The 23,239-nt window shown below is 66.1% G+C and carries 24 protein-coding genes; 16 read left to right on the top strand and 8 right to left on the bottom strand.

Annotated features, from left to right (window positions below; genetic code table 11):
- The first annotated feature begins 25 nt into the window (after nt 1-25).
- Nucleotides 26-409 carry a helix-turn-helix transcriptional regulator gene (locus CJ179_RS53880; protein WP_306454278.1) on the top strand — a complete coding sequence of 128 codons (384 nt, stop codon included), beginning with the start codon at nt 26-28 and terminating at the stop codon, nt 407-409.
- A 166-nt stretch (nt 410-575) separates the two neighbouring features.
- Here the strand turns inward: CJ179_RS53880 and CJ179_RS46665 are convergent, their stop codons facing one another.
- Nucleotides 576-1,022: a cupin domain-containing protein gene (locus tag CJ179_RS46665; protein WP_095865986.1), complete on the bottom strand. Its 447-nt coding sequence runs from the start codon at nt 1,020-1,022 to the stop codon at nt 576-578.
- 105 nt (nt 1,023-1,127) lie between these two features.
- On the bottom strand, nt 1,128-1,625 hold the full coding sequence (locus tag CJ179_RS46670) for a MaoC/PaaZ C-terminal domain-containing protein (protein ID WP_025433362.1): 498 nt from the start codon (nt 1,623-1,625) through the stop codon (nt 1,128-1,130).
- A 282-nt stretch (nt 1,626-1,907) separates the two neighbouring features.
- Between CJ179_RS46670 and CJ179_RS46675 the strand changes: the two genes are divergently transcribed.
- The 12 genes from CJ179_RS46675 to CJ179_RS46730 all read left to right on the top strand — a co-directional run bounded on the left by CJ179_RS46675 (nt 1,908) and on the right by CJ179_RS46730 (nt 13,430).
- Nucleotides 1,908-2,798, top strand: coding sequence for a CoA ester lyase (locus CJ179_RS46675; RefSeq protein WP_095865987.1), 891 nt, complete (start codon nt 1,908-1,910; stop codon nt 2,796-2,798).
- Between the two features lie 27 nt (nt 2,799-2,825).
- Nucleotides 2,826-3,293, top strand: coding sequence for a MaoC family dehydratase (locus CJ179_RS46680; RefSeq protein WP_095865988.1), 468 nt, complete (start codon nt 2,826-2,828; stop codon nt 3,291-3,293).
- Nucleotides 3,290-4,126: a fumarylacetoacetate hydrolase family protein gene (locus CJ179_RS46685; protein ID WP_025433364.1), complete on the top strand. Its 837-nt coding sequence runs from the start codon at nt 3,290-3,292 to the stop codon at nt 4,124-4,126. The genes CJ179_RS46680 and CJ179_RS46685 overlap by 4 nt, the downstream gene beginning before the upstream one ends.
- 392 nt (nt 4,127-4,518) lie before the next feature.
- Nucleotides 4,519-5,643: a substrate-binding domain-containing protein gene (locus CJ179_RS46690; protein ID WP_061045928.1), complete on the top strand. Its 1,125-nt coding sequence runs from the start codon at nt 4,519-4,521 to the stop codon at nt 5,641-5,643.
- Between the two features lie 62 nt (nt 5,644-5,705).
- On the top strand, nt 5,706-8,246 hold the full coding sequence (locus CJ179_RS46695; RefSeq protein ID WP_095866140.1) for an ATP-binding cassette domain-containing protein: 2,541 nt from the start codon (nt 5,706-5,708) through the stop codon (nt 8,244-8,246).
- A 13-nt stretch (nt 8,247-8,259) separates the two neighbouring features.
- Nucleotides 8,260-9,276: an ABC transporter permease gene (locus CJ179_RS46700; protein WP_095865989.1), complete on the top strand. Its 1,017-nt coding sequence runs from the start codon at nt 8,260-8,262 to the stop codon at nt 9,274-9,276.
- Nucleotides 9,273-10,124: a mycofactocin-coupled SDR family oxidoreductase gene (locus CJ179_RS46705; protein ID WP_095865990.1), complete on the top strand. Its 852-nt coding sequence runs from the start codon at nt 9,273-9,275 to the stop codon at nt 10,122-10,124. Before CJ179_RS46700 ends, CJ179_RS46705 begins: the two co-directional genes overlap by 4 nt.
- Before the next feature lie 43 nt (nt 10,125-10,167).
- Nucleotides 10,168-10,521: an EthD family reductase gene (locus CJ179_RS46710; RefSeq protein ID WP_095865991.1), complete on the top strand. Its 354-nt coding sequence runs from the start codon at nt 10,168-10,170 to the stop codon at nt 10,519-10,521.
- A 45-nt stretch (nt 10,522-10,566) separates the two neighbouring features.
- On the top strand, nt 10,567-11,427 hold the full coding sequence (locus tag CJ179_RS46715) for an LLM class F420-dependent oxidoreductase (RefSeq protein WP_025433368.1): 861 nt from the start codon (nt 10,567-10,569) through the stop codon (nt 11,425-11,427).
- 42 nt (nt 11,428-11,469) lie between these two features.
- A complete protein-coding gene (locus CJ179_RS46720; protein ID WP_179377914.1) occupies nt 11,470-11,982 on the top strand; it encodes a nuclear transport factor 2 family protein in 513 nt (170 codons plus the stop codon).
- Between the two features lie 184 nt (nt 11,983-12,166).
- Nucleotides 12,167-12,547, top strand: a complete 381-nt coding sequence (locus tag CJ179_RS46725; RefSeq protein WP_218834931.1) for a hypothetical protein — start codon at nt 12,167-12,169, stop codon at nt 12,545-12,547.
- A 100-nt stretch (nt 12,548-12,647) separates the two neighbouring features.
- Nucleotides 12,648-13,430 carry an SDR family NAD(P)-dependent oxidoreductase gene (locus CJ179_RS46730; RefSeq protein WP_095865993.1) on the top strand — a complete coding sequence of 261 codons (783 nt, stop codon included), beginning with the start codon at nt 12,648-12,650 and terminating at the stop codon, nt 13,428-13,430.
- Between the two features lie 263 nt (nt 13,431-13,693).
- Here the strand turns inward: CJ179_RS46730 and CJ179_RS46735 are convergent, their stop codons facing one another.
- The 5 genes from CJ179_RS46735 to CJ179_RS46755 all read right to left on the bottom strand — a co-directional run bounded on the left by CJ179_RS46735 (nt 13,694) and on the right by CJ179_RS46755 (nt 19,706).
- Nucleotides 13,694-14,977, bottom strand: coding sequence for a nitrate/nitrite transporter (locus CJ179_RS46735; protein WP_061045930.1), 1,284 nt, complete (start codon nt 14,975-14,977; stop codon nt 13,694-13,696).
- Nucleotides 14,978-15,311: 334 nt separating this feature from the next.
- The gene (locus tag CJ179_RS46740; protein ID WP_095865994.1) at nt 15,312-16,775 is read right to left on the bottom strand and encodes an aldehyde dehydrogenase family protein; all 1,464 of its coding nucleotides are present in this window, start codon (nt 16,773-16,775) and stop codon (nt 15,312-15,314) included.
- 185 nt (nt 16,776-16,960) lie between these two features.
- Nucleotides 16,961-18,064, bottom strand: a complete 1,104-nt coding sequence (locus tag CJ179_RS46745) for an NADH:flavin oxidoreductase/NADH oxidase (protein ID WP_095866142.1) — start codon at nt 18,062-18,064, stop codon at nt 16,961-16,963.
- A gap of 28 nt (nt 18,065-18,092) precedes the next feature.
- Entirely contained in the window at nt 18,093-18,494 is a 402-nt protein-coding gene (locus CJ179_RS46750; RefSeq protein ID WP_005250650.1) for a cupin domain-containing protein, read from the bottom strand.
- Nucleotides 18,495-18,533: 39 nt separating this feature from the next.
- A complete protein-coding gene (locus tag CJ179_RS46755; RefSeq protein WP_095865995.1) occupies nt 18,534-19,706 on the bottom strand; it encodes an acyl-CoA dehydrogenase family protein in 1,173 nt (390 codons plus the stop codon).
- 295 nt (nt 19,707-20,001) lie between these two features.
- On the opposite strand from CJ179_RS46755, the gene CJ179_RS46760 reads away from it, so the two are divergent.
- From CJ179_RS46760 to CJ179_RS46770, 3 genes are all read left to right on the top strand, one after another.
- Nucleotides 20,002-20,346, top strand: a complete 345-nt coding sequence (locus CJ179_RS46760; protein WP_095865996.1) for a DUF485 domain-containing protein — start codon at nt 20,002-20,004, stop codon at nt 20,344-20,346.
- The gene (locus tag CJ179_RS46765) at nt 20,339-21,925 is read left to right on the top strand and encodes a cation acetate symporter (protein WP_095865997.1); all 1,587 of its coding nucleotides are present in this window, start codon (nt 20,339-20,341) and stop codon (nt 21,923-21,925) included. The genes CJ179_RS46760 and CJ179_RS46765 overlap by 8 nt, the downstream gene beginning before the upstream one ends.
- 111 nt (nt 21,926-22,036) lie before the next feature.
- Nucleotides 22,037-22,354 carry an EthD family reductase gene (locus tag CJ179_RS46770; RefSeq protein ID WP_095865998.1) on the top strand — a complete coding sequence of 106 codons (318 nt, stop codon included), beginning with the start codon at nt 22,037-22,039 and terminating at the stop codon, nt 22,352-22,354.
- A 15-nt stretch (nt 22,355-22,369) separates the two neighbouring features.
- Here the strand turns inward: CJ179_RS46770 and CJ179_RS46775 are convergent, their stop codons facing one another.
- Nucleotides 22,370-23,233, bottom strand: coding sequence for an acyl-CoA thioesterase II (locus tag CJ179_RS46775; protein WP_095865999.1), 864 nt, complete (start codon nt 23,231-23,233; stop codon nt 22,370-22,372).
- Nucleotides 23,234-23,239: the final 6 nt, after the last annotated feature.

Genomic DNA, 23,239 nt, shown 5'->3' on the forward strand with positions numbered 1-23,239 from the left:
GTTGGACCCGGAGGTTGCGGAATCGATGACGATGTATGCCGAGCTGAGTCTGATCCTCGACTTGCTTCACTCTCAGCACGTGGATGACCGGGCGGCACGCCTTCGTGCCGCATCGGCGCTGGAGAGGGTCCTGCTCTCCGGCGGCCGCGCCGATTCGTGTGTTCACACCGGACTCCCGGCCCGCGGCGATACCGCGCGCCCTTCCGATCACGATGAGCCGCTGACCGGTCGCGAGCACGAGATTCTGGGAATGATGGCCGATGGTGCGTCGAACGCCGAAATTGGTCGTGACCTGTACATTTCGAGGAATACGGTCCGGTTCCACGTCAGCAATATTCTACGCAAGATGTCGGTGAACAATCGCACCGCGGCGGTGGCGAGAATGACAACCGGAATCGGCGCGCGCTGAACCTCTCCCCCGATTCGCCCCGTCTCGGCGCACCGAACAGCCGATATGCGTTCCGCCGCCCGACACACGGAAGTCCTCCGGCCGTGATTCGGCCGGAGGACTTCCGTGGATGGAAACTATCGAGCCGCAGGAGAGGATCTCCTGCGATGAAGCGGTGGCGGGAAAGTCAGTGCGCCTCGGCATGGGTTCCGACACGGACGTATCCGGCGAGAGTGCTGTCGTCTACCTCGGGCAGATTGACGACGATGTTCTCGGGCGTGCGGGTGGTGAGCCAGATGAGTTCCTCGGTGGTGCTCATGTTGGCTTCGACGTGCGGCATGAAGGGCGGGACGAAGACGAAGTCCCCTTCCGACATGTCGATGTACTCGCTGAAGTTCTCGCCGAAGTAGATTCGCGCCTTGCCGGTGAGAACATACCCGCCGGTCTCGGCCTCACCGTGATGATGCGGCAGTGACCGATATCCCGGCTCGTTGAAGACCTTCCCGAACCAAATCTTCGTCGCCGGCGTGTGCTGGACACTGACTCCGGACACACGCACCGCGCCACCCGATTGGCCCGTATTCTCCGCTTCCTCTCCTTGACGAGTGACTACCGGCTTGTCATGTTCGGCCATGCTGAATTCCTTTCAAGAACAAACGTTCGCTTGCAACGCAGCGTACGAGTGCGCCCGTGATCACACAAGAGTGCGCGAGGGTCGCAATCCGTCACCTGCATGTCGTCAGCAAAGCGCCTCGGGACGTCGGCGGATCATGAAGCTGCTCCGGAAGGTCATCACGGCTTCACCCCGCTGATTGAGCGCGCTGTAGGCGAAAGACCAGATGCCCTGGTCGGGCTTCTTGGTGGGGCGGGAGGCAATGAGTTCGGCTTCAGGATGCAGGGTGTCGCCGATGAGCACCGGACGCACAGCGCGCACCTCGTCGAGGCCGAGCCAGGCGACGACATTGTTGAAGTATCCGGTCTGCGTCGTCAGTCCCAGGGCGAGCGACAGCGTGAACGGCCCGTGCGCGATCCGCTGTCCGAACTGGGTGCCGGCGGCATACTCCTCGTCGAGGTGCAGCGAGACGATGTCGCAGGTCAGCCCTGCCCAGTGCACCAGGTGCGCGTCGGTGACAGTCATGCCGGGCCCGCGGAGCACGTCCCCGAGGTCGAGGTCCTCCCACCAGCGATCAGGCTGCCCGATCACTCGGGCGGCAGTGCTGACGTCGTTGATTGTCATCGAAACTCCTCATAGCGCCGGCGCCGCCGGCCGTGTTAACGTACGAGCGATTGTTCGTTTAACAGTACGGGCCGCCAACCCGCTGGTCAATCATTTGGTCAAAGCCTGCACCACGATGTCTGGATGTGACGCGATGCCGCACACCACAAGGTCCCGCGCCTCCTTCGCGGTGGGCGCGGATTTCTCCGGATGGCCGGTCCGGCGATCGGCGGTATCACCCGGGACCGTGTGGGGAATCAGTGACGTCCCCGCACCGGCGGTGCCCTATCGAGTGAGGAAGTAATGCGACCCCTACGTTCCCTCCAGTTCGTGCCAGCCCATCGTGAGGGCTGGGCGCAGAAGGCAGTGCGTGCCGGCGCCGACGCCGTGATCCTCGATCTCGAGGATTCGGTCCCCGAGCCGAGTAAAGCCGATGCCCGTGCGCTGGCAGCCGAGACGATCGACACCCTGCGACGCGAGCACCCCGAGGTGACGGTGCTGGTGCGCCCGAACCCACTCGACACGGACCATTTCGGCCGAGATCTCGCGGCTGTGGTGCGCGCAGGACTCGACGGGTTGCTGTTGCCGAAGGTGTACGGAGCCCGTGAGGTCCTCGACTTCGCTGCGTTGCTCGAGCACTTCGAGATCGAGGCCGCCCTGATCCGGGGCAGCGTCGAGGTGATCCCCACCCTCGAGACCGCGAAGTCGCTGGTGAACTGCGAGGCGATCGCCGCCGCGCATCCGCGGGTCGCATCGCTGATGGTCGCCGCCGCCCGCGATGCCGACGTCTCGCGCGAGGTCGGTTTCGAGTGGACCGCCGAGGGCCTCGAGACCTTGCATTACCGCAGCAAGGCCGTGCTCGCCTGCCGCGCCGCCGGATTGGCCCACCCCATCGTGGGGCTGTGGCAGGAGATCGCCGACCTGGACGGGCTGCGCCGATTCGCCGAGGGCAACCGTCGGCTCGGCTTTACCGGCCAGGTCCTCATCCACCCCTCGCACATCGAGACGGTCAACGACGTCTACGCCCCGGACCCGAAGGTCGTCGACCGCTTCCGCCGCATGATCGAGGCCTTCGAGCAGGCCCAGGCGAACGGGCAGGCCGCCGCCCTCTTCGAGGGCGAACACGTCGATATCGCGCACGTCAAGACCGCCCGCGGCGTGGTCGCCCTCGCCGAATCCATCAGTTCGCATTAACCGCAACAACCTCGTAAGGAACCGACAATGAGTGGACTGTACTTCGAAGAACTCGAGCCCGAGCTCACCATCAAGCACGCGGTGACCAGAACTGTCACCGAGACCGACAATCTGCTGTTCACGACGCTCACCTTGAACGTCCAGCCCCTGCATCTCGACGCCGAGTTCGCCAAGAACAGCATGTACGGCGAGCGTATCGTCAATAGCGTCTTCACCCTCGGCGTCGTGGTCGGCATCCCGGTGCAGGAAACCACCCTCGGAACCACCCTGGGCAATCTCGGATTCGAGGAGATCGCCTTCCCGGCACCGGTGCTGATCGGTGACACCCTTCGGGTCGAGACCCAGATCCTGTCGCGACGTGAGTCGAAGTCGCGCCCGGACACCGGCATCGTCCGGTTTGAGCACCGCGGCTTCAACCAGAAGGACAAGTTGGTTTGCCGCGTGCAGCGGTCCGGCCTGATGCTCAAGAAGCCCGCCGAGGTCGCTGTCTCATGAGGCTGGCCACGCTGCGCCTGAACGGATCGACCTCCGCCGCACGGATCGACGGCGAAACCGCGGTGCTGATCGAGCCCTATCCCAGCCTCTCGGATCTGCTGCGCGACCCGCACTGGCAGCGCATCGCCACCGAGGCAGCCGGGCAGGTCGTCGACCTCGGCGCCGTCGAGTACGCGCCCGTGGTTCCGCATCCGACGAAGATCGTGTGCGTGGGCCTGAACTATGCGAATCACATCGAGGAGATGGGACGCGAACTCCCCCGCTACCCGACCTTGTTCGCCAAGTTCCCCGAAGCACTCATCGGCGCCTACGACGACATCCACGTCCCGGCCTACGCCGATCAACAGGTCGACTGGGAGGGGGAGCTCGCCGTCGTCATCGGCAAGACGGCGAGAACGGTACTGGCCGACGACGCCGGCGAGTACATCGCCGGCTTCGCGGTCGCGAACGATGTCACCATGCGCGACTACCAGTATCGAACGCAGCAGTGGCTGCAGGGCAAAACCTTCGAAGGAACCTGTCCGCTCGGTCCAATGCTGGTGACCCCGGACGAGTTTTCGCTCGGCGCCCCACTGACCACCCACGTCGACGGCGCCGCCGTCCAGTCGGACTCGACCGGCGACCTGGTGTTCACCCCCGCCCGGTTGATCGAGTACATCTCCCACATCGTCACCCTGCAGGCCGGGGACGTGATCTTGACCGGAACTCCCGGCGGGGTGGGCCACCCGACCGGAACACATCTGTCCGACGGCCAGGCGCTCACCACGGAGATCACCGGCCTGGGCACACTGCACAACACTGTGCGCGTTGCCGCTCCGGTCGCGATCGGCTGACAGCCGCTCTGCACTCCACAATCGAATACGACACGGCCACTAGCCCTCCCAGTCCGCCACGGACCGGGAGGGCTAGTGGCCGTGCTCCCCTCGCGTCCTCCGATCCCTGCTGCACAGATCGCGCACGTTGGTTTCGGGTGTTTGCACGCGACAGCGAACTCCACGGCCGCAAGGTCCACGAGCGGTTATTCACCGACGCAACAGGGTTGGTGAATCGACGATGGGGCGGGCCAGGCGCGGCACAGTCCCATTGACGTGTGACGGCTACGAAGTAGCCAATCTCCCCTGGTAGCAGCATGCCGTAGATCACCCGTTGACGAATGATGTGCTCTACGCCACAATACAAGAAACGAGCAAACGTTCGTCAGTATCTGGCAGAAGAAGGAAAATCCATGAACGCTCTTTCTTGTCGTCGCGCAGCCCTTGCCGGAGTTGCCCTCAGCGCAGTCCTCAGCGTCGCGGCGTGCACGGCTAGCGCCCCGGCCGAATCGAGCGGTACTTCCGGGGGTTCGACGAGCGACGGCGGCCAGGCCCTGCCGGTCGAACAACTCTGCGGCGATCGCCCGCTGAAGATCGCGCATGTCGCTGGCTTCGGCGCCAACTCCTGGCGCAAGATCACGCAGGCCGAACTTACCGACGAGCTCTCCGCGTGCCCGAACGTGACCCTCGAGTACACCCAGGCCGACAACGACCTGCAGAAGTACATCACCGCGATCAACTCGTACACCGCACAGGGCTTCGATGCGATCGTCACCTACGACGACTTCGGCAGCCAGGCGCTCAGCGCCCTGAAGAACGCTCATGACTCCGGTGTCGTCGTCGTGCCCTATATCGCCGATCCCGGTGGGGAGGTCGGTGTCGACTACGACGGATACGTCCAGTACAACTTCGATGTCGAGGGCGACGCGATGGCCAAGTGGCTGGGCGGCCAGGTCCAGCCGGGCAGCAAGATGCTCTTCAGCGGCGGCCTGCCGGGTGGCAGCCCCTCGACCGTGGCGCTGTGGGACGGAATCAACGAGACCTCCAAGGAGCTCGGTGATCCCTTCACCCCGCTGACCAACGAGCCGCAGCCGTCGAGCTGGGACGCGGCATACGAGCAGCGCGCGATGGCCGGGGCGCTGACCAAGTACCCCGAGATCGACGCTCTGGCATCGGATTACGGTGTCGCGTCGAAGGGCGGGCTGCGAGCGTTCATCAACGCCGGCCGGCCAATCCCGCCGCTGGCGACGTCGGCGACCGACAACGAACTCGGCTGCATGTGGTTGCAGTACCACCAGGCCAACCCGGATTTCCAGTTGCTGACCCTCGACGGCACCACGACCGTCGTGCGCATCGCAGCCCGCAAGGCATTGGCCGCGCTCAACGGACAGCCCGATAACGAGCCGGAGAACTTCGAACTGCCGACATTCGTCGACACCCTGGGCGGCAAGCTCCCGACCTGCCGCGAGGACCTGCCGCCGGACGCCGACCTGTCCTCGGCGCTCTCGCCCGAGCAGCTCTCGGCCGTCTTCCAGTAGCGGCCGGGCGCGAGGGACGAGGGTGGTCAACAATGACTCAGCAAGAGATCGTCGAGGATGTGATGTACGTGAGTGACGTACAGGTTCAGGAAGATCCGGTCCACGAGATCGCCGATCAGGACGTCGTCCTGCGGCTGGACGCGGTGGACAAGAAGTACCCGGGCGTCCACGCGATCAAGGGTGTCTCGCTCACCGTGCGGCGCGGCGAGATCCATGCGCTGGTCGGCCAGAACGGGGCGGGGAAGTCCACCCTCGTCGGCATTGCGGCCGGTTCGATCACCGCCGATTCGGGGACGGTGGAGATCGGTGGCGTCGCCGCCACCGACCCGTCCCCGGCCTGGTGCCGGGAGCAGGGGCTCGCCATCGTCTACCAGGAGCCGGCGCTTCTTCCGGATCTGACGGTGGCCGAGAACATGCGCCTGAGCATGCCCGAGGACCGCCGCCCTTCGGTCGGCGAGCAGGTCGGCTGGGCGGAAGGCATCCTCTCGCGGTGGAGCAGCGTGGCCTCGATCGATCCGCGCACTCCGGTGCGCGAGTTGCAGCCCGACGCGCGGTTCGTCGTCGAGATCGCGAAGGCCATGGCGGAAGAGCCCAAGGTCATCGTCCTGGACGAACCCACCGAGCATCTGCTGCCGCCCGCGGTGGCAGAGTTGTTCCGCCTGGTGTCGGAGTTGATCGACGCCGGTGGGGCCGTCGTGTACATCTCGCATCGGCTCAACGAGGTCAAGCAGATCGCCCACACCGTGTCCGTGCTCCGGGACGGCGCGCTGGTCGGGACGTTCGACGGCGCCGAGGTGACCGAGCAGGACGTGGTCAACCTCGTCGTCGGCCGCGAGCTCACCCGCGCGCACACCCGGGCCGAGACCCGCACGACCGCACTCGGTGACACCTTGCTCGAGGTCACCGGATTCTCCGGTACAGGGTTCGACGACCTGGACCTAACGGTCCATGCCGGCGAGATCGTCGGGTTCGCCGGTGTCGAGGGTCAGGGACAGCGCGAGGTCCTGCGTGCGCTCAGCGGCTTGGTCGCCGGGCGCGGCACCATCGAACTCGGCGGTCGGGCGGTCAAGACGTCGAGTCCGACCGCCGCGTTGGCCGGGGGTATCGCCTACCTTCCGCACGACCGGCACCACGAGGGCATTCTTCCGGGCCTGAGTCTGCGGGAGAACGCCTCGCTGTCGTCGCTGGGGCGGTTGTCTCGCGTCGGCGTGCTCTCGCGCCTGCGCGAGCGCAAGGCCACGTCCGAGACGTTCGCGTCGATGCGGGTCAAGGCGCCCTCCGCCGAGGTCGATGTCGCCACTCTCTCGGGCGGAAACCAGCAGAAGGTCGTGCTCAGCCGAGTTCTGATGACCGAGTCGAAGCTTATTCTGGCCGACGAGCCCACCCAGGGTGTCGACATCGGCGCCCGCGAGGAGATCTACACCATCCTGCGGGAGGCGGCGGCCCGCGGCGCGGCGATCATCGTGCTCTCCTCCTCTGCTGCTGAACTCGAGCAGCTCTGCGATCGGGTCATCGTCTTCTCCCGTGGCAAGGCCGCGAAGGAACTCGTCGGCGACGACCTGTCCGAGCACGGCATCGCCCAGGCCGCACTCAGTGCCACCGGCAGTCGCAGCCGCGTCGGCACCGCGCTGCGGAAAGTCACTTTCGGTCGGAAGCTGGCCCGCAACGACCTCACTCCCGCGGCGATTCTCGCGATCGCGACCATCCTGCTCGCGGGTGTGGCGATCAGCCAGAGCGAGTTCTATCTCACCGCACGCAATTTCGGGCTGATCTTGCCACTGCTGGCCACCTTGGCGTTCTTCGCGATGGCCCAGCAGGTGGTGATGATGGTCGGGGGCATCGACCTGTCGGTCGGGCCGCTGGCGGGCCTGCTGGTCGTGGTCGGCTCGTTCGTCCTGTCTGCGTACAAGACGCCGATCGGGATGATCATCGGGCTGATCGTGCTCGCACTCGTGGCCGCGGTCGTCGGTCTGGTCAACTGGACCTTGGCGGTGGTCGTCAAGATCAACCCCCTGATCGCCACCCTGGTGACCTATACCGCGATCCAGGGCATCGCATACCTGCTACGACCACTGCCGGCGGGCAAGATCGACCCGATCTTCCTTTCGTACGCGTCCACCAAACTCGGATTCATCCCGATCATGATCGTCTTGGCGATCGTCGTCGCGGTGCTACTCGAGTTCGCGATGTACCGGACTCTGTTCGGTATCCGCCTGCGCGCCACCGGATCCGCGCATGCAACCGCAGATCGAATCGGGGTGCGCACCAAGCGGATCACTCTCATCGCGTATGTAGGATGCTCGGTGCTGGTCGTCCCGGCGGCCGTGCTGCTGATGGCGCAGGCCGGTACCGGAAATGCCAGCATCGGTGACAGCTACACCCTCGCCAGCATCGGTGCCGCGGTACTCGGTGGCGCCTCGATCTTCGGCGGCCGTGGCTCGTTCATCGGTGCCTGTCTCGGCGCGGTGCTCGTGGTCCAGATCAATACGGTTGTGCAGTTCATCGGCTTGCCGCTGTACTGGCAGCAGTGGCTGCTCGGCGGTCTGACCATCGCCGCGGCCGCCTTCTACTCCAAGTCCCGAACCCTCGCAGAGCGGAGCTGACGCCGTGAGCGCAATGCACGCACCACAAGCACTCCCGGACACCGAACCGAAGGACTCCGGTTCTCGCCGCTGGACGCCGACCTGGAACAGCACCAGCTCGGTCATCGCGATCACCGTGGCCCTGTTCGGTTTCAGCTGGCTCATCGCACCCGGCAGCGTCTCCGGCAGCGCGATCGACTCGCTGCTGCCCTTCGCCGGGATCCTGGCGATCGCCGCGATCGGGCAGACCATCGTGGTCATGCTCAAGGGCATCGACCTGTCACTGCCCGGCATGATGACGATGGCCGCCCTGGTCAGCAGCCAGTACGCCCAGGACCACGGCAGCATCCTCACCGCGTTGCTCATCGTCGCCGCCATCGCCGTCGTCGTCGGCCTGGTCAACGGCATCGTCGTCTCGGCCTTCTCGGTGACCCCGCTGGTGGCCACCCTGGCAGTCAACGCCGTCCTGGTGGGTGCCGCCCTCGCGTACTCCGGAGGAACCCCGACCCGCGCCCCTCAGAGCGTGTCCGACTTCGCACTGGAAAAGACGATCGGTGTCTCCAATACGGTGTGGCTCGCGATCGCGCTGATGATCGTGACCGTCTTCGCGACTGGCCGCACCGCCTGGGGACGCCGGGTGATCGCCGTCGGGTCGAACGAGCGCACCGCCCACGCCGCGGGCGTGCGCACCGCGCGGATCAAGATCAGCGGGTACGTCGCCGCGGCGCTGTGCTACAGCGGTGCCGGGGTATTGCTGGCCGGGTACGTGAGCACACCGAACACCAACGCCGGCACCAGCTACCTTCTGCCGGCCATCGCGGCAGTCGTCGTCGGCGGCACCGCGCTGACCGGTGGCCGCGGCAACATCATCGGCACGGCTGTCGGGGCCCTGTTCCTGAGCCAGCTCACCCAGCTGGTGCTCTCCCTCGGCGCACCGTCCTCCACCCAGTTCCTCGTCCAGGCCGTGGTCATCGCCGTCGCGGTGGGAGCACAGCAATTGGACCTGCGCCACATCCTCCACCGTCTGATTCCCGGAAAGGAACATTCATGACACACATCGGTCAGCGACTGAACGGCAAGGTGGCGTTCGTGACCGGCGCCGCCCGCGGCCAAGGCCGGTCGCACGCTCTCACCCTCGCGGGCGAAGGCGCGGACCTCATCCTGCTCGACTCGGTACGCCCGATCGACCAGGTCAGCTACGCAATGCCCGAGCATGCCGACCTGAAGGAGACCGCGCGCCTGGTCGAGGAACGGGGCCGCCGGGCGGTCGTGATCGAAGCCGACGTCCGCGACGAGTCGATGATCGATGCGGTCGCCGACGCCGCCGCCGAGCTGGGGCGACTCGACATCGTCGTCGCCAACGCCGGCGTGCTCGGAGCAGCCAAACCCTCCTGGGAGCTCACTCGCGTCGAATGGGACACCCTGATCGACATCAACCTCACCGGTGTCTGGCAGACGATGAAGGCGGCGTTGCCGCACATCATTGCCGGTGGCCATGGCGGGTCGATCATCGCGATCAGTTCCATCGCCGGTATCCGCGGAGTCCCGCACGTGGCGCACTACAGCGCCGCCAAGCACGCCCTGGTCGGACTGGTCGGCTCGGTCGCGAACGAGGTTGCTCCGCACAACATCCGCGTCAACACAGTGCATCCGACCAACGTTCGCACCGACATGATCGACAACCCGACGGCGGCGAAGATCTTCCGGCCGGACCTCGAGGACCCGACCCTCGACGACGGGATCGACGTTCTCGGGCGGATCAACCTGCTTCCGGTGCCGTGGGTGGACTCCGCCGACATCTCCGAGGCCGTCCTGTGGCTGGCCAGTGACGAGTCACGGTATGTGACCGGCACCGCGCTGCCCGTCGATGCCGGAATGCTCGCAAAGTACCCCGGCTGACAACCCACTTCCCTCCAAAGACCCCAACAGAGAAGGAAAATCAATGACAGTCAATGGTGGACCGGTCCGCACGATCGCACTGATCGGACGCAAGCCGGGTATGTCGTTCGCCCAGTTCGACGAGTACTGGCGAGAAAAGCACGCCCCGCTCGCCGCGCAGGTGCCCGGCGTGATCCGCTACGTGCAGCGGCACGTCGTTCCGCAGGAAGGTGCCACCGAACCCGACAACGGATTTGGTATCGACGGTCTGGCCGTTCTCGACTACGAGAGCGCCGAGGCGATGGAGGCCGGTTGGGCATCCGAGGCCGGTCAGGCGGCCCTGGCGGATGTCGAGAACTTCATCGGCAAGCACTACGTCGTGGTTCTCGAGGACCACGTCGTCGTCGGCGACGCCTGAACCCGTCGGCGTCCCTTACACGCAGACACTAGTTAGGAGCCCGTCATGGATGTGGGCGTCGTTTACTTCTTCACCGATCAGGGTCCGGACCCCATCGAGTTCGGGCAGGCCGCGGAAGGGTACGGATTCGAGTCCCTGTTCGTGCCCGAACACACACATTTCCCGGTGTCCCGGAAAACCGACTACCCGATCCCCTATGGCGGGCCCGAGCTACCCGGGTTCTACTTGCGCACCTATGACCAAATCGTCACGATGTCGATGATCGCGGCACACACGCAGACGATCATGCTCGGGACCGGCATCTGCCTGCTCGCCCAGCACGATCCGATCGCCAAAGCCAAGCAGATCGCCACCCTCGACCACCTCTCCGGCGGCCGCGTCATCTGCGGCGTCGGAATGGGGTGGAACGTCGAGGAGGCCGAGGCACACGGCGTCGTGTGGAAGCAGCGCTATTCGACGGTCCGCGACAAGCTCAAGGTCATGCAGGCACTGTGGACCCAGGAGGAGGCGAGTTACGACGGGCAGCGGGCGTCCCTCGCCCCCTCCTGGGCGTGGCCCAAACCCGCGCAACCGAATGGTCCACGCACCTACCTCGGCGGCGCCGGTCCGACCACGATGCGGCACGCCGCCGAGTGGGCCGACGCCTGGTACGTCGTGCCCTCAGCGGAGGATCCGACTCTGTCGAAGACAGTGCCCGAGTTCCGTAGGGTCGTCGAGGAGTCCGGTCGTGATCCCGAGTCCGTGGGTATCGCGGTGGCCTCGGCGCCGCCGGATCCTGCAGCACTCGAGAGCTATCGAGAATTGGGGATCGAACGGGCAGTGCTGTGGGTCGATCCGGCAGATGACCCGGGCGAGGGCATGCGCAACCTCGAGACGGTCTCCAAGGTCCTCGCACAGATCTCCTGACAAACCTTCCAGAACTCAACCCTCACAGGAGGACTCGAAACCATGAACACCACTACCGCGGATGTGAGCATCGCCGAGCTCGCCGAGCGACTGATACGACTCGAAGACGTCCGTGCAATCGAACAGCTCAAGTACCGCTACGCCGGCTTCTGCGACAACGGCTACGACCCGGAGGGCATCGCCGGCCTGTTCGTCGACGACGGCCGGTGGGTCGTGGACGGCGAGGGTGGATCCATGACCGGCCACGAGGAGATCAAGGCGCACTTCCGGGCGTTGTCGGACAAGATCACCTGGGCGCTGCACTACATGATCGCCCCACGTGTGGAGCTCGCCGACGACGGTCAGAGCGCAACCGGATACTTCTACCTGCTGTGCCTGTGCACCATCGAGAACAGCCAGGACGCCACCAAGAAGGACCCGGTCATCCTGACGATCAACTACACCGATCAGTTCGTCAAGCGCGACGGCACCTGGTATTTCCAGGAACTGCGTGGACGCACCCACCAGGTGTCCAATTGGGACCAGGGCTGGGTCAAGCAGCCCTTCCGCGACTGAGGCTGCGGCAGCACCCATTCGGCCGCTCCGGCCATCCCGAGCGAGGCCGAGTTGTCGACGTGCGGGGCTACGGGGTCACCTCCGTCGCCCCGCACAGCGGCGCATCACATCCGCGACGGAAGTGGCACAACACCTTATCCGCCGGTCCGCTCCTTTCAATTGTTCGACGGGTGGGCCTCACGCTTTGCTGTGGGCCGCGATCCAGGAATCACGCAGTGCAGCGCATTTGGAAGTTATCGCCATGCAGCCCAGCCGATTCGGAAAGATGGCGTCGACTGATGTCGACGCTCAGGTCGAGCGTTATAAGCGACTGCGGCGCAAGAAGCGGGACGGCGAACGTAGGAGGTCGCGTCCTCCGGCGGAAACCGATGCGCACGCGATGGTTCGTGTGGCGCTGGCCTGGCTGCCCTACGGCGGCGTTCCGGCCGACGAACTGCTGGTGCACTTCGGACTGACGGAAGATCAGTTCGTCGCCGCACTCTGGCAGATCATGGCCGACGGTCACTGTGCTCGAGAGGATGCGCGGGACATTGCCGAGCATTACCCGCGGTCGACGAACAACTAGGAGCGCCGAGTCCGCACCGATCCGGTGCGTGGCGGCATGGGCGGCCGGTGCGACAAGTGGCTGTGTATTCACTCACTAGACATACCCTGGGGAGGAAATTGTGATCGAAACTGCCAGTGGAACCGGGACTCGTCTTGCCGATCGGACGGCGGTGATCACCGGCGGCGCGTCGGGTATCGGCCGGGCCAGCGCTCTACGATTCGCGTCCGAAGGCGCTGAGGTCGTCGTATGGGACCTCGATCCGGTCGGGATCGATGCGGTGGTCACCGAGATCCGCCGGGCGGGCGGACGGGCCCACGGGGTGGCGGTCGATATCTCCGACGCGTCGGCGGTGGCAGCGGCGGCCGCCGAGACCGCGGCTGTTGCGGGTGAGGTGACGGTGCTGATGAACAACGCCGGTGTGCTCGACGATTATGCCCCGCTCCTCGACACCGACGAGGCGCTGTGGGACCGCATCATCGGCGTCAATCTCAAGGGCATGTTCTTGGTGACCCGCGCGGTGTTGCCGTCGATGATTGCTGCTGGCGGTGGGTCGATCGTCAACACCGCCTCGGTCGCCGCGTTCATCGCCGGTGGGGGCGGTACTGCGTACACCAGTTCCAAGCACGGTGTCGTCGGGTTCACCCGGCAGATGTCGTTCGACTACGCGCACCAGAATGTGCGGGTGAACGCGATCGCGCCCGGTGCGGTGGAAACCGGGATGTCCAAGGACATCTTGTACAACGAGGATCTGCCGGTCGTGGAGGCGCTGAGTAGTGCACCGGCGGGCCGGCATGCGCAGCCCGAGGAGTTGGCGAACGTCGCGCTGTTCCTGGTCAGCGACGAGGCGAGCTTTGTGCACGGCGCGGTCTACGTCGCGGACGGCGGCTGGACCATCCGCTGACTTCCCTACTTCGACGACAAAGGGGGCTCGGACCGGATCGCGGTCCGAGCCCCCTTTGTCAGTGCTCGTCCCGTCATGCGAGGCATCTCGGGTGTTGTCGAGCACGACCCGCAGAGTGCGCGGGAGTGCTCTCCGGCTCCGGACTCGCGCCGCCGTCGTGTGAACCGCCCGGAACCGGAGAGCGTTTGGGAGCCGACCCGCAAGGATGACGCAACGCCTGGTATGCGGTCTCGCGGGTCGGCGATCAGGGGTTGAGTGTGGGTCTACAGCCGGGAGCGGCGGGCGCACTCCACGCTCAGCAGGCCGAGGACTCCGATGGTGACCATGGCGTAGGTGGCGCTGCCGGTGGCGTCGATGATCAGCCCCAGCATCGGGGCGGCCAGGACGGCGCCGACATTGCTGACGGTGACGATGAGTCCACTCGTCTGGTAATTCGCCTGCGGCTGAGACAGTTCCGCCGCCCATGCCCAGTAGGTGCCACCGTAGAGCGATGCTGCCAGGAACATCATGCACAGGTAGATCCCCAGAGTGCTCGCGGGAATCCCGGGCAGAGCGACAACCATGACGCCGGCCAGACCGGCACCGATCATGTTCGTCTGGAATCGCTCGCCGCGGAAGAGCCGGTCCGACATCAGCCCGCCGACGGGAGCCGCGACGAGTTTGAACATGAAGGTGACGCCGATGATCGCCGAGGCTTCGAGCAGCGTCATGCCGCGGTCTTGTTCGAGGAACAAAGGCAGGGCGTAGGAAAGCCCGTAAAGGGTGATCGCCGTGCCTGCACCGTACAGCGAGGACCACCACACACGCGAGCTGCGCAGCGCCTCGGCGAGCGATCCCGGTTTGGGGAGCGCATCGAAACGGGTCGAGTGCGGGCGCCGGAGACCAACGGGTTCGGCAACGAGGGCGTCCATCGAGGGAACACCGGGGTGGGCCTTATGGAAGTCCTTGACAGTGAGCACGAACAACGCCCCGCAGGCGACGCTCGGGACCACAGTCAGCCACATCGAGGCGATCTCCCACGACATACCGCTGTCGGTCAGCAGCGGGCCGGCGAACGAGGTGATCGAGAAGCCGACGCCGAGGAAGCCCATCAGCAGGCCGGTCGCGAAACCGCGCCGGTTCTTCGGGAACCACAAGGATGCGTGGGTGGCCAGGGACGCATTCATCACGCCGCCGCAGCAGCCCAGGAGCAGACGCAGCACGAGCATGCCGGTGTAGGACTCACCGACCACCGGGATCAAAAGCGCCGAAACGGCGTTGCAGAGCAGGCCGATGACGACGATCTTCTTCACCCCGATACGGGCGGCCCACTTGCCGGCGAAGACCGGAACCACGCAGAACGTGAGCATCGATGCGGTGGTGAGCAAGGACAGTTGGGTGGCGTTGATTCCCCAGTCGTCCTGGATGACCGTGCCGAACACGGCGACGGTGTTCAGGCCGATGAAGCAGCACATGAAGCACAGCAGGCTGACCAGCAGGACCCACCAACTGTAGAGGGGTGCGCGTGTGTAGGTCACACGCGCGCCGGTGAGCGTCGATGTCGTCATGACGTGGCTCCTGGTATCTGGATTCTCCGCCGACAAGGCAGGAGGCGTCTTCGGGTGGGTGCGGTGAACCTAAGTGCACACGGCACGCGGAGGATTCGACCGTCAATTGCAGTCGGAACAGTGCAGGCTGTGGCGCAAGATGGGACCACAACTCAAGAAACGAACGTACGTATGTTAGTTCAGCCTCGGTTGCCGTGTCAACGATCACAACGAGAGCTGGTGCCGAACAAACCCCGCAGCGTCCAAGTAGTGAGGTCGAACCGGCTTCGGCCACAGAACACGCACACGCCCGGCTGGTGTACCAGCCGGGCGTGTGCGAGGGCTTCGAAAGGTGTCAGGCGAGCGAGACGGTGACCGCCTTGCTCTGCAGGTAGCCGTCGAGGGCTTCGCCGCCCATCTCCTTACCCCAACCGGACTGCTTGAATCCGCCGAACGGCAGCGCGGCGTCGAAGACGTTGTAGCAGTTGACCCAGACCGCACCGGCGTTGACCGCCTCGGCGAAGCGGTGGGCGCGACCGACGTTGCTCGTCCACACTCCGGCCGCCAGACCGTAGGTGGTGTCGTTCGCGCGGCGCAATACCTCGGCTTCGTCATCGAACGGCATCAGCGAAACCACCGGGCCGAAGATCTCTTCCCGGGCGATGGTCATATCGTCGTCGACCCCGCCGAGCACGGTCGGCTCGAGGTAGTAACCGGGCTCGCGTGTCTGGGCACCACCGGCGATGATCTCGGCTCCGTCACTGAGCGCGCCTTCGACGAAGGTCATGACCTTGGAGCGGTGCTGGTCGGTGATCATCGGGCCGACCAGGACGCCGCGCTCGGCACTGGGCCCGATCTTGATCTCCGGCACCTTGGCGGCGATGCGGGTCTGGACCTCGTCGTAGACGTTGCGCTGCACATACAGCCGCGATCCGGCAGTGCAGGCCTCACCCTGTGCGTAGAGGACGGCACCGAGCACTCCGTCGACGGCGATGTCGAGATCGGCGTCGTCGTAGATGACGTTGGGGGATTTGCCGCCGAGTTCGAGGGTCAGCTTGCTGAGGTTCGATGCGGCCGCGACGACGATCCTCTTGCCGGTCTCGACCGAGCCGGTGAACGCGACCTTGTCGACCTGCGGGTGACCGGCCAGTGGAGCTCCGGCGTCCGCGCCCGTTCCGGTGATCACGTTGACTACTCCGTCGGGCACACCGGCTTCGACTGCCAATTCCGCCAGACGCAGCGGGGCCAGGGAGGCGAGTTCGGCGGGTTTGAGCACCACGGTGCATCCGGCGGCCAGCGCCGGGGCGAGCTTCCAGACCGCGGCGAGTGCGGCGCCGTTCCAGGGGATGATCTGGGCAACGACGCCGACCGGCTGCCGCCGGGTGTAGGAGAAGAAGTCTCCGGGGTTCTGCCGCGACAGCGGGATGGTGCGTCCCTCGAGCTTGGTGGTCCACCCGGCCATGTAGCGCAGCAGGTCGGCCATGTTCGGCAGGTCGATGTCACGGATGAACGCGTAGGGCTTTCCGCAGTCCTGGGTGTCGATGAGGGCGATCTCGTCCGCATTGGCCTCGATGAGGTCCGCGAAGCGGTGCAGGATCCGGGCGCGGGCCTCGGCCGGCATCCGCCGCCACGGGCCGTCGTCGAATGCACGGCGTGCGGCCTGCACCGCCAGTTCGACGTCGCGCGGGCCGCCTGCGGCGATCTCGGCGAGCTTTTCTCCGGTCGACGGGTTGAAGACGTCGACCGTGCCGCCTTCGACCGGATCCACCCACTTACCGTCGATCAGCAGTTGATGACGGCTGGGGCTGGTCTCGGACATCTTTTCTCCTTCAGGTAGAGCTGCTCGGCGAACACACGAACGCTGGCGGCGATGATGCGGCCGTGGGTGCCGCCCGGCGCGCGCGGACGTCTCTGCACCCGGCACGCTTACCACATACGAACGATTGTTTTCTTACGGTACCGGGTGGGCACCCATCCATGTCAACGATCGCGCCCACCAGGAGATCAGGGGATGTTGCCGCGGTAGCGGGCCGACTGGTACGGGGTCGGCCAGTCGAGCGTGTCCTCGACGCCGAGCTCCTTAGCCGCCTTGAGCGGCCACATCGGCTCGCGCAGCAGGTTCCGTCCGACGAAAACAGCATCGGCGGCTCCGTCGACGAGGACCTGCTCGGCCTGCGAGGAGTCGGTGATCAGCCCGACGGCCGCGACCGGAATGGATGTTTCGTTGCGAATCCGGCGAGCGAACGGCACCTGGTATCCCGGTCCGACGGTGATCTTCTGCTCCGGGGTCAGGCCGCCGCTGGAGACGTCGACGAGGTCGATCCCGGAACCCTCGAGCGAGCGGATCAGCGCGACGCTGTCGTCGACGTCCCAGCCGTCCTCGGCCCAGTCGGTGGCGGAGATCCGGAGCAACAGCGGCAACTCCTCCGGCCAGACCGCGCGGACCGCGGCGATGATCTCCCGCAGCAAGCGGGCGCGGCGGTCGGGGTCTCCGCCGTAGTCGTCGGTGCGCCGGTTGGTGATCGGGGACAGGAACTGGTGGAGCAGATAACCGTGTGCGGCATGGATCTCGACGACCCGGAATCCCGCGGCCAGGGCACGGGCGGCGGCGTCGGCGAAGTCGGTGACCACCTTTGCGATGTCGGCCACGGTCATCTCACGCGGCACGGCCTGGTCTCCCCAGGCCGTCGCCGACGGACCGACCGTCTCCCAGCCGCCCTCGCTGATCGGGACGGTCCCGTCGCCCTCCCAGGGAACCTGCGCGGAGGCCTTGCGGCCGGCGTGCGCGAGTTGGATGCCGGGGATCGATCCGTGCTCGGTGACGAACCGGTTGATGCGGGAAAACGCGTCGAGCTGCGTGTCGTTCCACAGCCCGGTGCACTTGGAGCTGATCCGCCCTTCCGGGCTGACCCCGGTCGCCTCGGTGAGGACCAGGCCGGCCTTCCCCTTGGCGAATGAGCCGAGGTGCACCAGATGCCAGTCGTCGGGTATGCCGTCGTCGGCGGAGAACTGGCACATCGGCGCCACCCAGAGGCGGTTTCGGAAGGTCACACCGCGCAGGGTCAGCGGCGAGAACAGCCGCGTGCGATGAATAGTGGGTTGAGACAACACGAACTCCTCAGCTCGGGTGGTGCGGCTATTCCAGCGTGGAGCCGGCGTTCGGCCCCTCGAGGAACTTGTTGGGGGTCAGGAAGAAACACAGCACCAGGGCCCCGTTCGGCGCCGAGGCGCGGTGCTGGTTGCCCTGCGGGCGCCACGAGAAGTTACCGACGGTGGTCTCGCCTTCCTCGTCGACGATGCTGCCTTCGAGCACCCAGGTCTGCTCGATCCGGACGTGCTCGTGCAGCGGCAGGACCGATCCGGGCTGCCAGCGGAACAGGGCGGTGAGCAGACCGCTCTCCTCATCCTTGAGCAGCACCTTGATATCGATGCCCTCGTACCCGGAGGGGCGCCAGGGCAGGGCGTCGACGTCGACGTAGCGCGAGGCCAGCGGCGGAAGTGCGTTGAGTTCGTCGGCGAAGGGGGTGATCGCGGGCATGATGGTGTCTTTCTGTGTTGTGGTGTGCGGGTGCGTGAGTCAGAACGACCGCGGCAATCCCAGGTACTTCTCACCGATGTGGTTGCGGAGCATCTCGTTGGTCAGTGGGGCGAAGGTGTAGAGGCGGGCATCGCGGAACAACCGCTCCATCGGGTACTCCTTGCTGAACCCTGAGCCGCCCATCAGTCGCATGCCGGCGTCGGTGACGGCGACCGCGGCATCGGAGGCGGCGACCTTGGCCATGGCGCTGAGAATGTCGGCGCGTTTCCCGGTGGCGGTGGCCTCGGCGGCCTGCAGCATCAGGGCCCGGGCCGACTCGATCGCGATGGCACCGTCGACGAGGCGGTGCTGACCGGCCTGGAAGCTGCCGACCGGACGCCCGAACACCTGACGCTGCCGGCCGTAGTCGACGGCCGCTTCCAGAGCTCCTCGGGCGATCCCGAGTGCGGCGGCGGCGGCATTGAGTCGTTCACCGTTGAGAGTGCCCAGCACCTGACGGAACCCTTTGTCGACGTGCCCGAGCACGGCGGCCGTGTCCACCTCGACGTTGTCGAAGGTGACCTCGCAGGTGTCGAGGCTGTGGATGGCGAAGGTATCGAGCTCTTTCACCGTGATGCCCGGGGTCTCGGTGGGGACCAAGAACATGGTGATGCCGTCGATCGGGGAAGACTCCGGCGCCGAGGTCCGGGCCAGGACGATGAGGTTCCTCGCGTGCTGCGGACCCGAGATCCAGGTCTTGGCACCGTTGAGAATCCACCGGCCGTCGCCGGACTGCTTCGCCCGGGTGCGCATGACACGGGCGACGTCGGTGCCGCCGTCGGGTTCGGTCAGCGCGAAGGCCACCCGCTCGCGGCCGTCGAGCAAGGGGGCCAGGACGGTGCTGCGCTGCTGGTCGCTGCCGTACTCGGTGAGCAGTCCGACGCCCATGTACTGCACGACCAGGCACACCGCCATCGAGGTCGGGCCGGAGGCGAGCTCTTCGAGGACGATGATCTGATGTCGGGGGTCGGCGCCGGTGGTGCCGTCGGCCTGGGCGTCGAGTCCGATCAGCCCGGCTTCCCCGAGCGCGCGGTACAGCTCGAGATCGAACGCGTTGGCGTCGTCGAGTTCCCTGACCCGCTGCGCAGGTGCGAACCGTTCGATGATCTCGCGCACCATCTCGCGCAGATCCGCTTGCTCCGTGGTGTCCGGCAGGGTGCCGCTTCCAATCATGGGATTCCTCCGACTCGGGGTGACCGCGCCCTTCGGGGACGCAAAAGGGTGCGGTCGCCGTGCTGTGACCTGGTCACGTATCTCACGATACAAACGAACGCACGTTTTTCCAAGGTGTCAAAAGGCCTTTCCGTGCACCTGGACAAACAAACACCCGTTCGTATAGCGTCTGTGATGCCCATTACAGAGGGCGTGCAGGGCGTTCGGTCCCACACGCGACCCGGCCCCGCCCTCACTCGTCGTGAACTCGCGGTATACGCGCGAAAGACGGCACCAACCACGAGAAAGGGTGACCATGCCTCCCACCGAGACCGCCGTCGACTGGAGTCGACTCTGGTCGGATCCGGCAATGCTCCGCCTGCGAGGTGACCGCCGCAGTTTCTTCACCATCGCCTGGAGTGTTTTCGCGGTGGCGTTCTGCGTGCTTGTCGGCTTCGCGGCCTTCGCACCGGAGATCATCGCCAAGCGTCCCGTGTCGGGGCTGAGCATCGGGCTGATCCTGTCCCTTGCCTACGTCGCGACCGTGATGGGACTCGGCGCCTGGTACGTGCGCCGCGCACGCCACTGGGACACCCTGGCCGCGGCGGTGCTCAGCACTCCCACCGCCGCTCGGGAGCGGGAGGTCACGGAAAATGTCTGACGGATTCAACACCACCGCCGTCGTCGTCACCATCTTGCTGCTGGCCACGACCTTCGTCGCGACCTACTTCGCCTCGCGCCGCACGAAGACGTCCGCGGAGTTCTGGACGGCTGGCGGCGCGATGACCGGACGCAAGAACGGCACCGCCATCGCCGGCGACTTCCTGTCCTCGGCCTCCCTGCTGGGTTATGCCGGGCTGGCCTACCTCTACGGCATGGACGGGATCGTGTACGCGATCTTCGCGTGCGGGATCTTCCTGATGGTGATGTTCCTGATCGCCGAAAAGCTCCGCAACCTGGGGCGTTTCACGTTCGCCGACGCGCTCGCCACTCGGCTGCGGTCCGGGCCGGTCCGCATCGTCTCGGCGATCTCGACACTGTTCATCTGCGTCTTCTACCTGCTCGCCCAGATGGTCGCGGGCGGCGTGCTGATGGAGGCCCTCGCCGGGATCGACTTCTCCTGGGGTGTGGTGATCGCCGCGGTCCTGATGCTGACCTATGTGCTCTTCGGCGGCATGCTCGCCACGACGTGGCTGCAGATCATCAAGGCTGTTGCCCTGATGAGCGTCGTCGCGCTGCTGGTGATCCTCGTTCTCGTCCGGATCGATCCCAACCCGCTCAACATCATCGAGCAGGCGGTCTCGCAGAGTAAGTTCGGCGACCACTACCTGGCGACCGGCAACTCCTTCAAGGGACCCTGGAACATCATCTCCATGGCAGTGGCCGTGACCTTGTCCGCAGTGGGGCTGCCCCACGTGCTGATGCGGTTCTTCACCGTCCCCGACGCCATCGAGGCCCGCAAGTCCGCGATCTGGGCGATCAGCCTGATCGGCGGTTTCAACGTCCTGATCGCATTCCTCGGCATTTCCGCGCGCGCTGCCCTCGGCGCCGGCGGGGAGGCAATCGCCGGCAAGGGCGGCAATCTCGCCCTGCCTGCCTTGACCGTCTGGCTCGGCGGCGGGGACGGCTTCGCGTCCGACCTGCTGCTGGCGCTGGTGGTCGCGGTCTCGATTGCCACGCTGCTGGCGGTGTCGGCCGGCCTGGTGCTCAGCGCGTCGAGCACGATCGCTCATGACCTGTGGGCCAAGACGTTCCACCGGCCCGAACGGGAGGAGATGACGGTCGGCCGGATCGCGGCGGTGGCGTTGGTGATCGTCACCGTCGGTGCCACCCTGGCCATCGGCGGCACCCAGAACGTGACCTTCCTGGCCACGCTGGCCACCTCCACCGCGGCCAGCGCGAACTTCCCCGTGCTGATCATGACGCTGCTCTGGCGGCGGATGCGTACCCTCGGGGCCGTGGTCGGCGCATTGTCGGGTCTACTGACGGCGCTGGCGCTGATTCTGACCGGCCCGCTGGTGTGGCCGAGTCTGGCTCCGCTGCTGTCGGATTCGTTGTCGACAACAGCGCCCTTCCCATTGGCCTTCCCGATCCTGCTGTCGGTGCCCGCCGGATTCCTCGGGTGCGTCGTGGGCAGCTACCTCAGTCGAGAGCCGGCAGATGACGCCGCCTTCGACGAACTTCAAGTGCGAGCCCTGACCGGGGCAGGTCTGGACAAGACGAAGACCCTCGCGCACTGATCCCCACGGCGGCGTTCGACCGGAAGTTGTCATCTCCGGCCGAACGCCGCCGTGCATTCCCGATTGGTCGCCGAACTTCTCGGTCGCCGACCCCGCCTGAAGGAGAAATGTATGTCCGTCAAGATCGTTGCGCTGATCACGGCGAAATCCGAGCTTTCTCGCGACGAGTTCCTCCGGTACTGGAACGTCGAGCACCCCCGGTACGTATGGAAGCTCCCGGAGCTCGAGCGCTACGTACAGAATCCGGCGATCGAGCATCGCACGGAATGGGCGTACGACGGGATGGCGGAGCTGTGGTTCCCGTCCGTTTCCGCAGTGGCCCAGGCGTTCTCCTCGCCGGAGGCGGACGCCGTCCGCGAGCACGAGGAAGAATTCATCGGGGACATCACCTGGTTTCTCGCCTCCGAGGCGGAGGTCGTGCCGGTCTGAACGGTGCCGTCGAGATCAGGGTTCGCGCAGAACGCCCTCCTGGGAGGCCGACGCGATGCGCGCACCCGCCTCGGTGGTGAAATCGCAGGTGCACAGGCATCGGCCACCGGTGGCGATCGGGCTGACCTGCCGACACAGCATCCAGTCGTTCATCGAGAACCGCCGGTGAAACCACATCGCGTGGTCGATGCTCGCACCGGCGATCACCCGGTTGCCGTACCAGGAGCGCCCGTGCGGCATCAGCGCCGAATCGAGCAGGGTCAGGTCGCTGACATACGCCAACAGGGCAGTGTGCAGCAACGGCTCGTCCGGGACCCTGGTGGCCGCCCGCACCCAGAACCGCTGCTCGGGGGCCCGGGTGCCGGCCGCGGCCAGCGCCTCGGGGTGCTCGAGAAAGCGGAAATCGAAGGGATGGGGCTGCGACCACCACGGTGGCAGCACCGCACGCTCGCCCTCGAGTTGCTCGTGCAGCGGCACCAGTTCCTCCGGCGCCGTCTCGGTCAGGGGCGGGGACCATTCGTGCTCGGGGCCGTCCTGCTCGGTGGCAAACGAGAGCTGCAGGGTCGCCAGCACCTCCTCGCCCTGGGCGGCGGTGACGGCGCGGGCGCTGTAGGAGCGGCCGTCGCGCAGGACCGTCACCTGGTAGCTGACGGGTGCATCGGGATTTCCCCCGCGCAGAAACAAGGTGTGCAGCGAGTGCGGGTACCGGTCGGCGGGCACGGTCGCACCGGCCGCCATCACGGCCTGGGCGAGAACCTGTCCGCCGAAGAGCCGGGGAAGTTTGCGCGCCGAGGTCGGTCCATCGAACCGGTTCACCCCCGCGGGGGTCACTCGCAGAGCGTCGACCAGGGACTCGAGTTGTTCGGCAGAGGCAATCACCGTCCG

The organism is Rhodococcus sp. ACS1 (assembly GCF_002300155.1).
Taxonomy (GTDB): Bacteria; Actinomycetota; Actinomycetes; order Mycobacteriales; family Mycobacteriaceae; genus Rhodococcus_F; species Rhodococcus_F koreensis.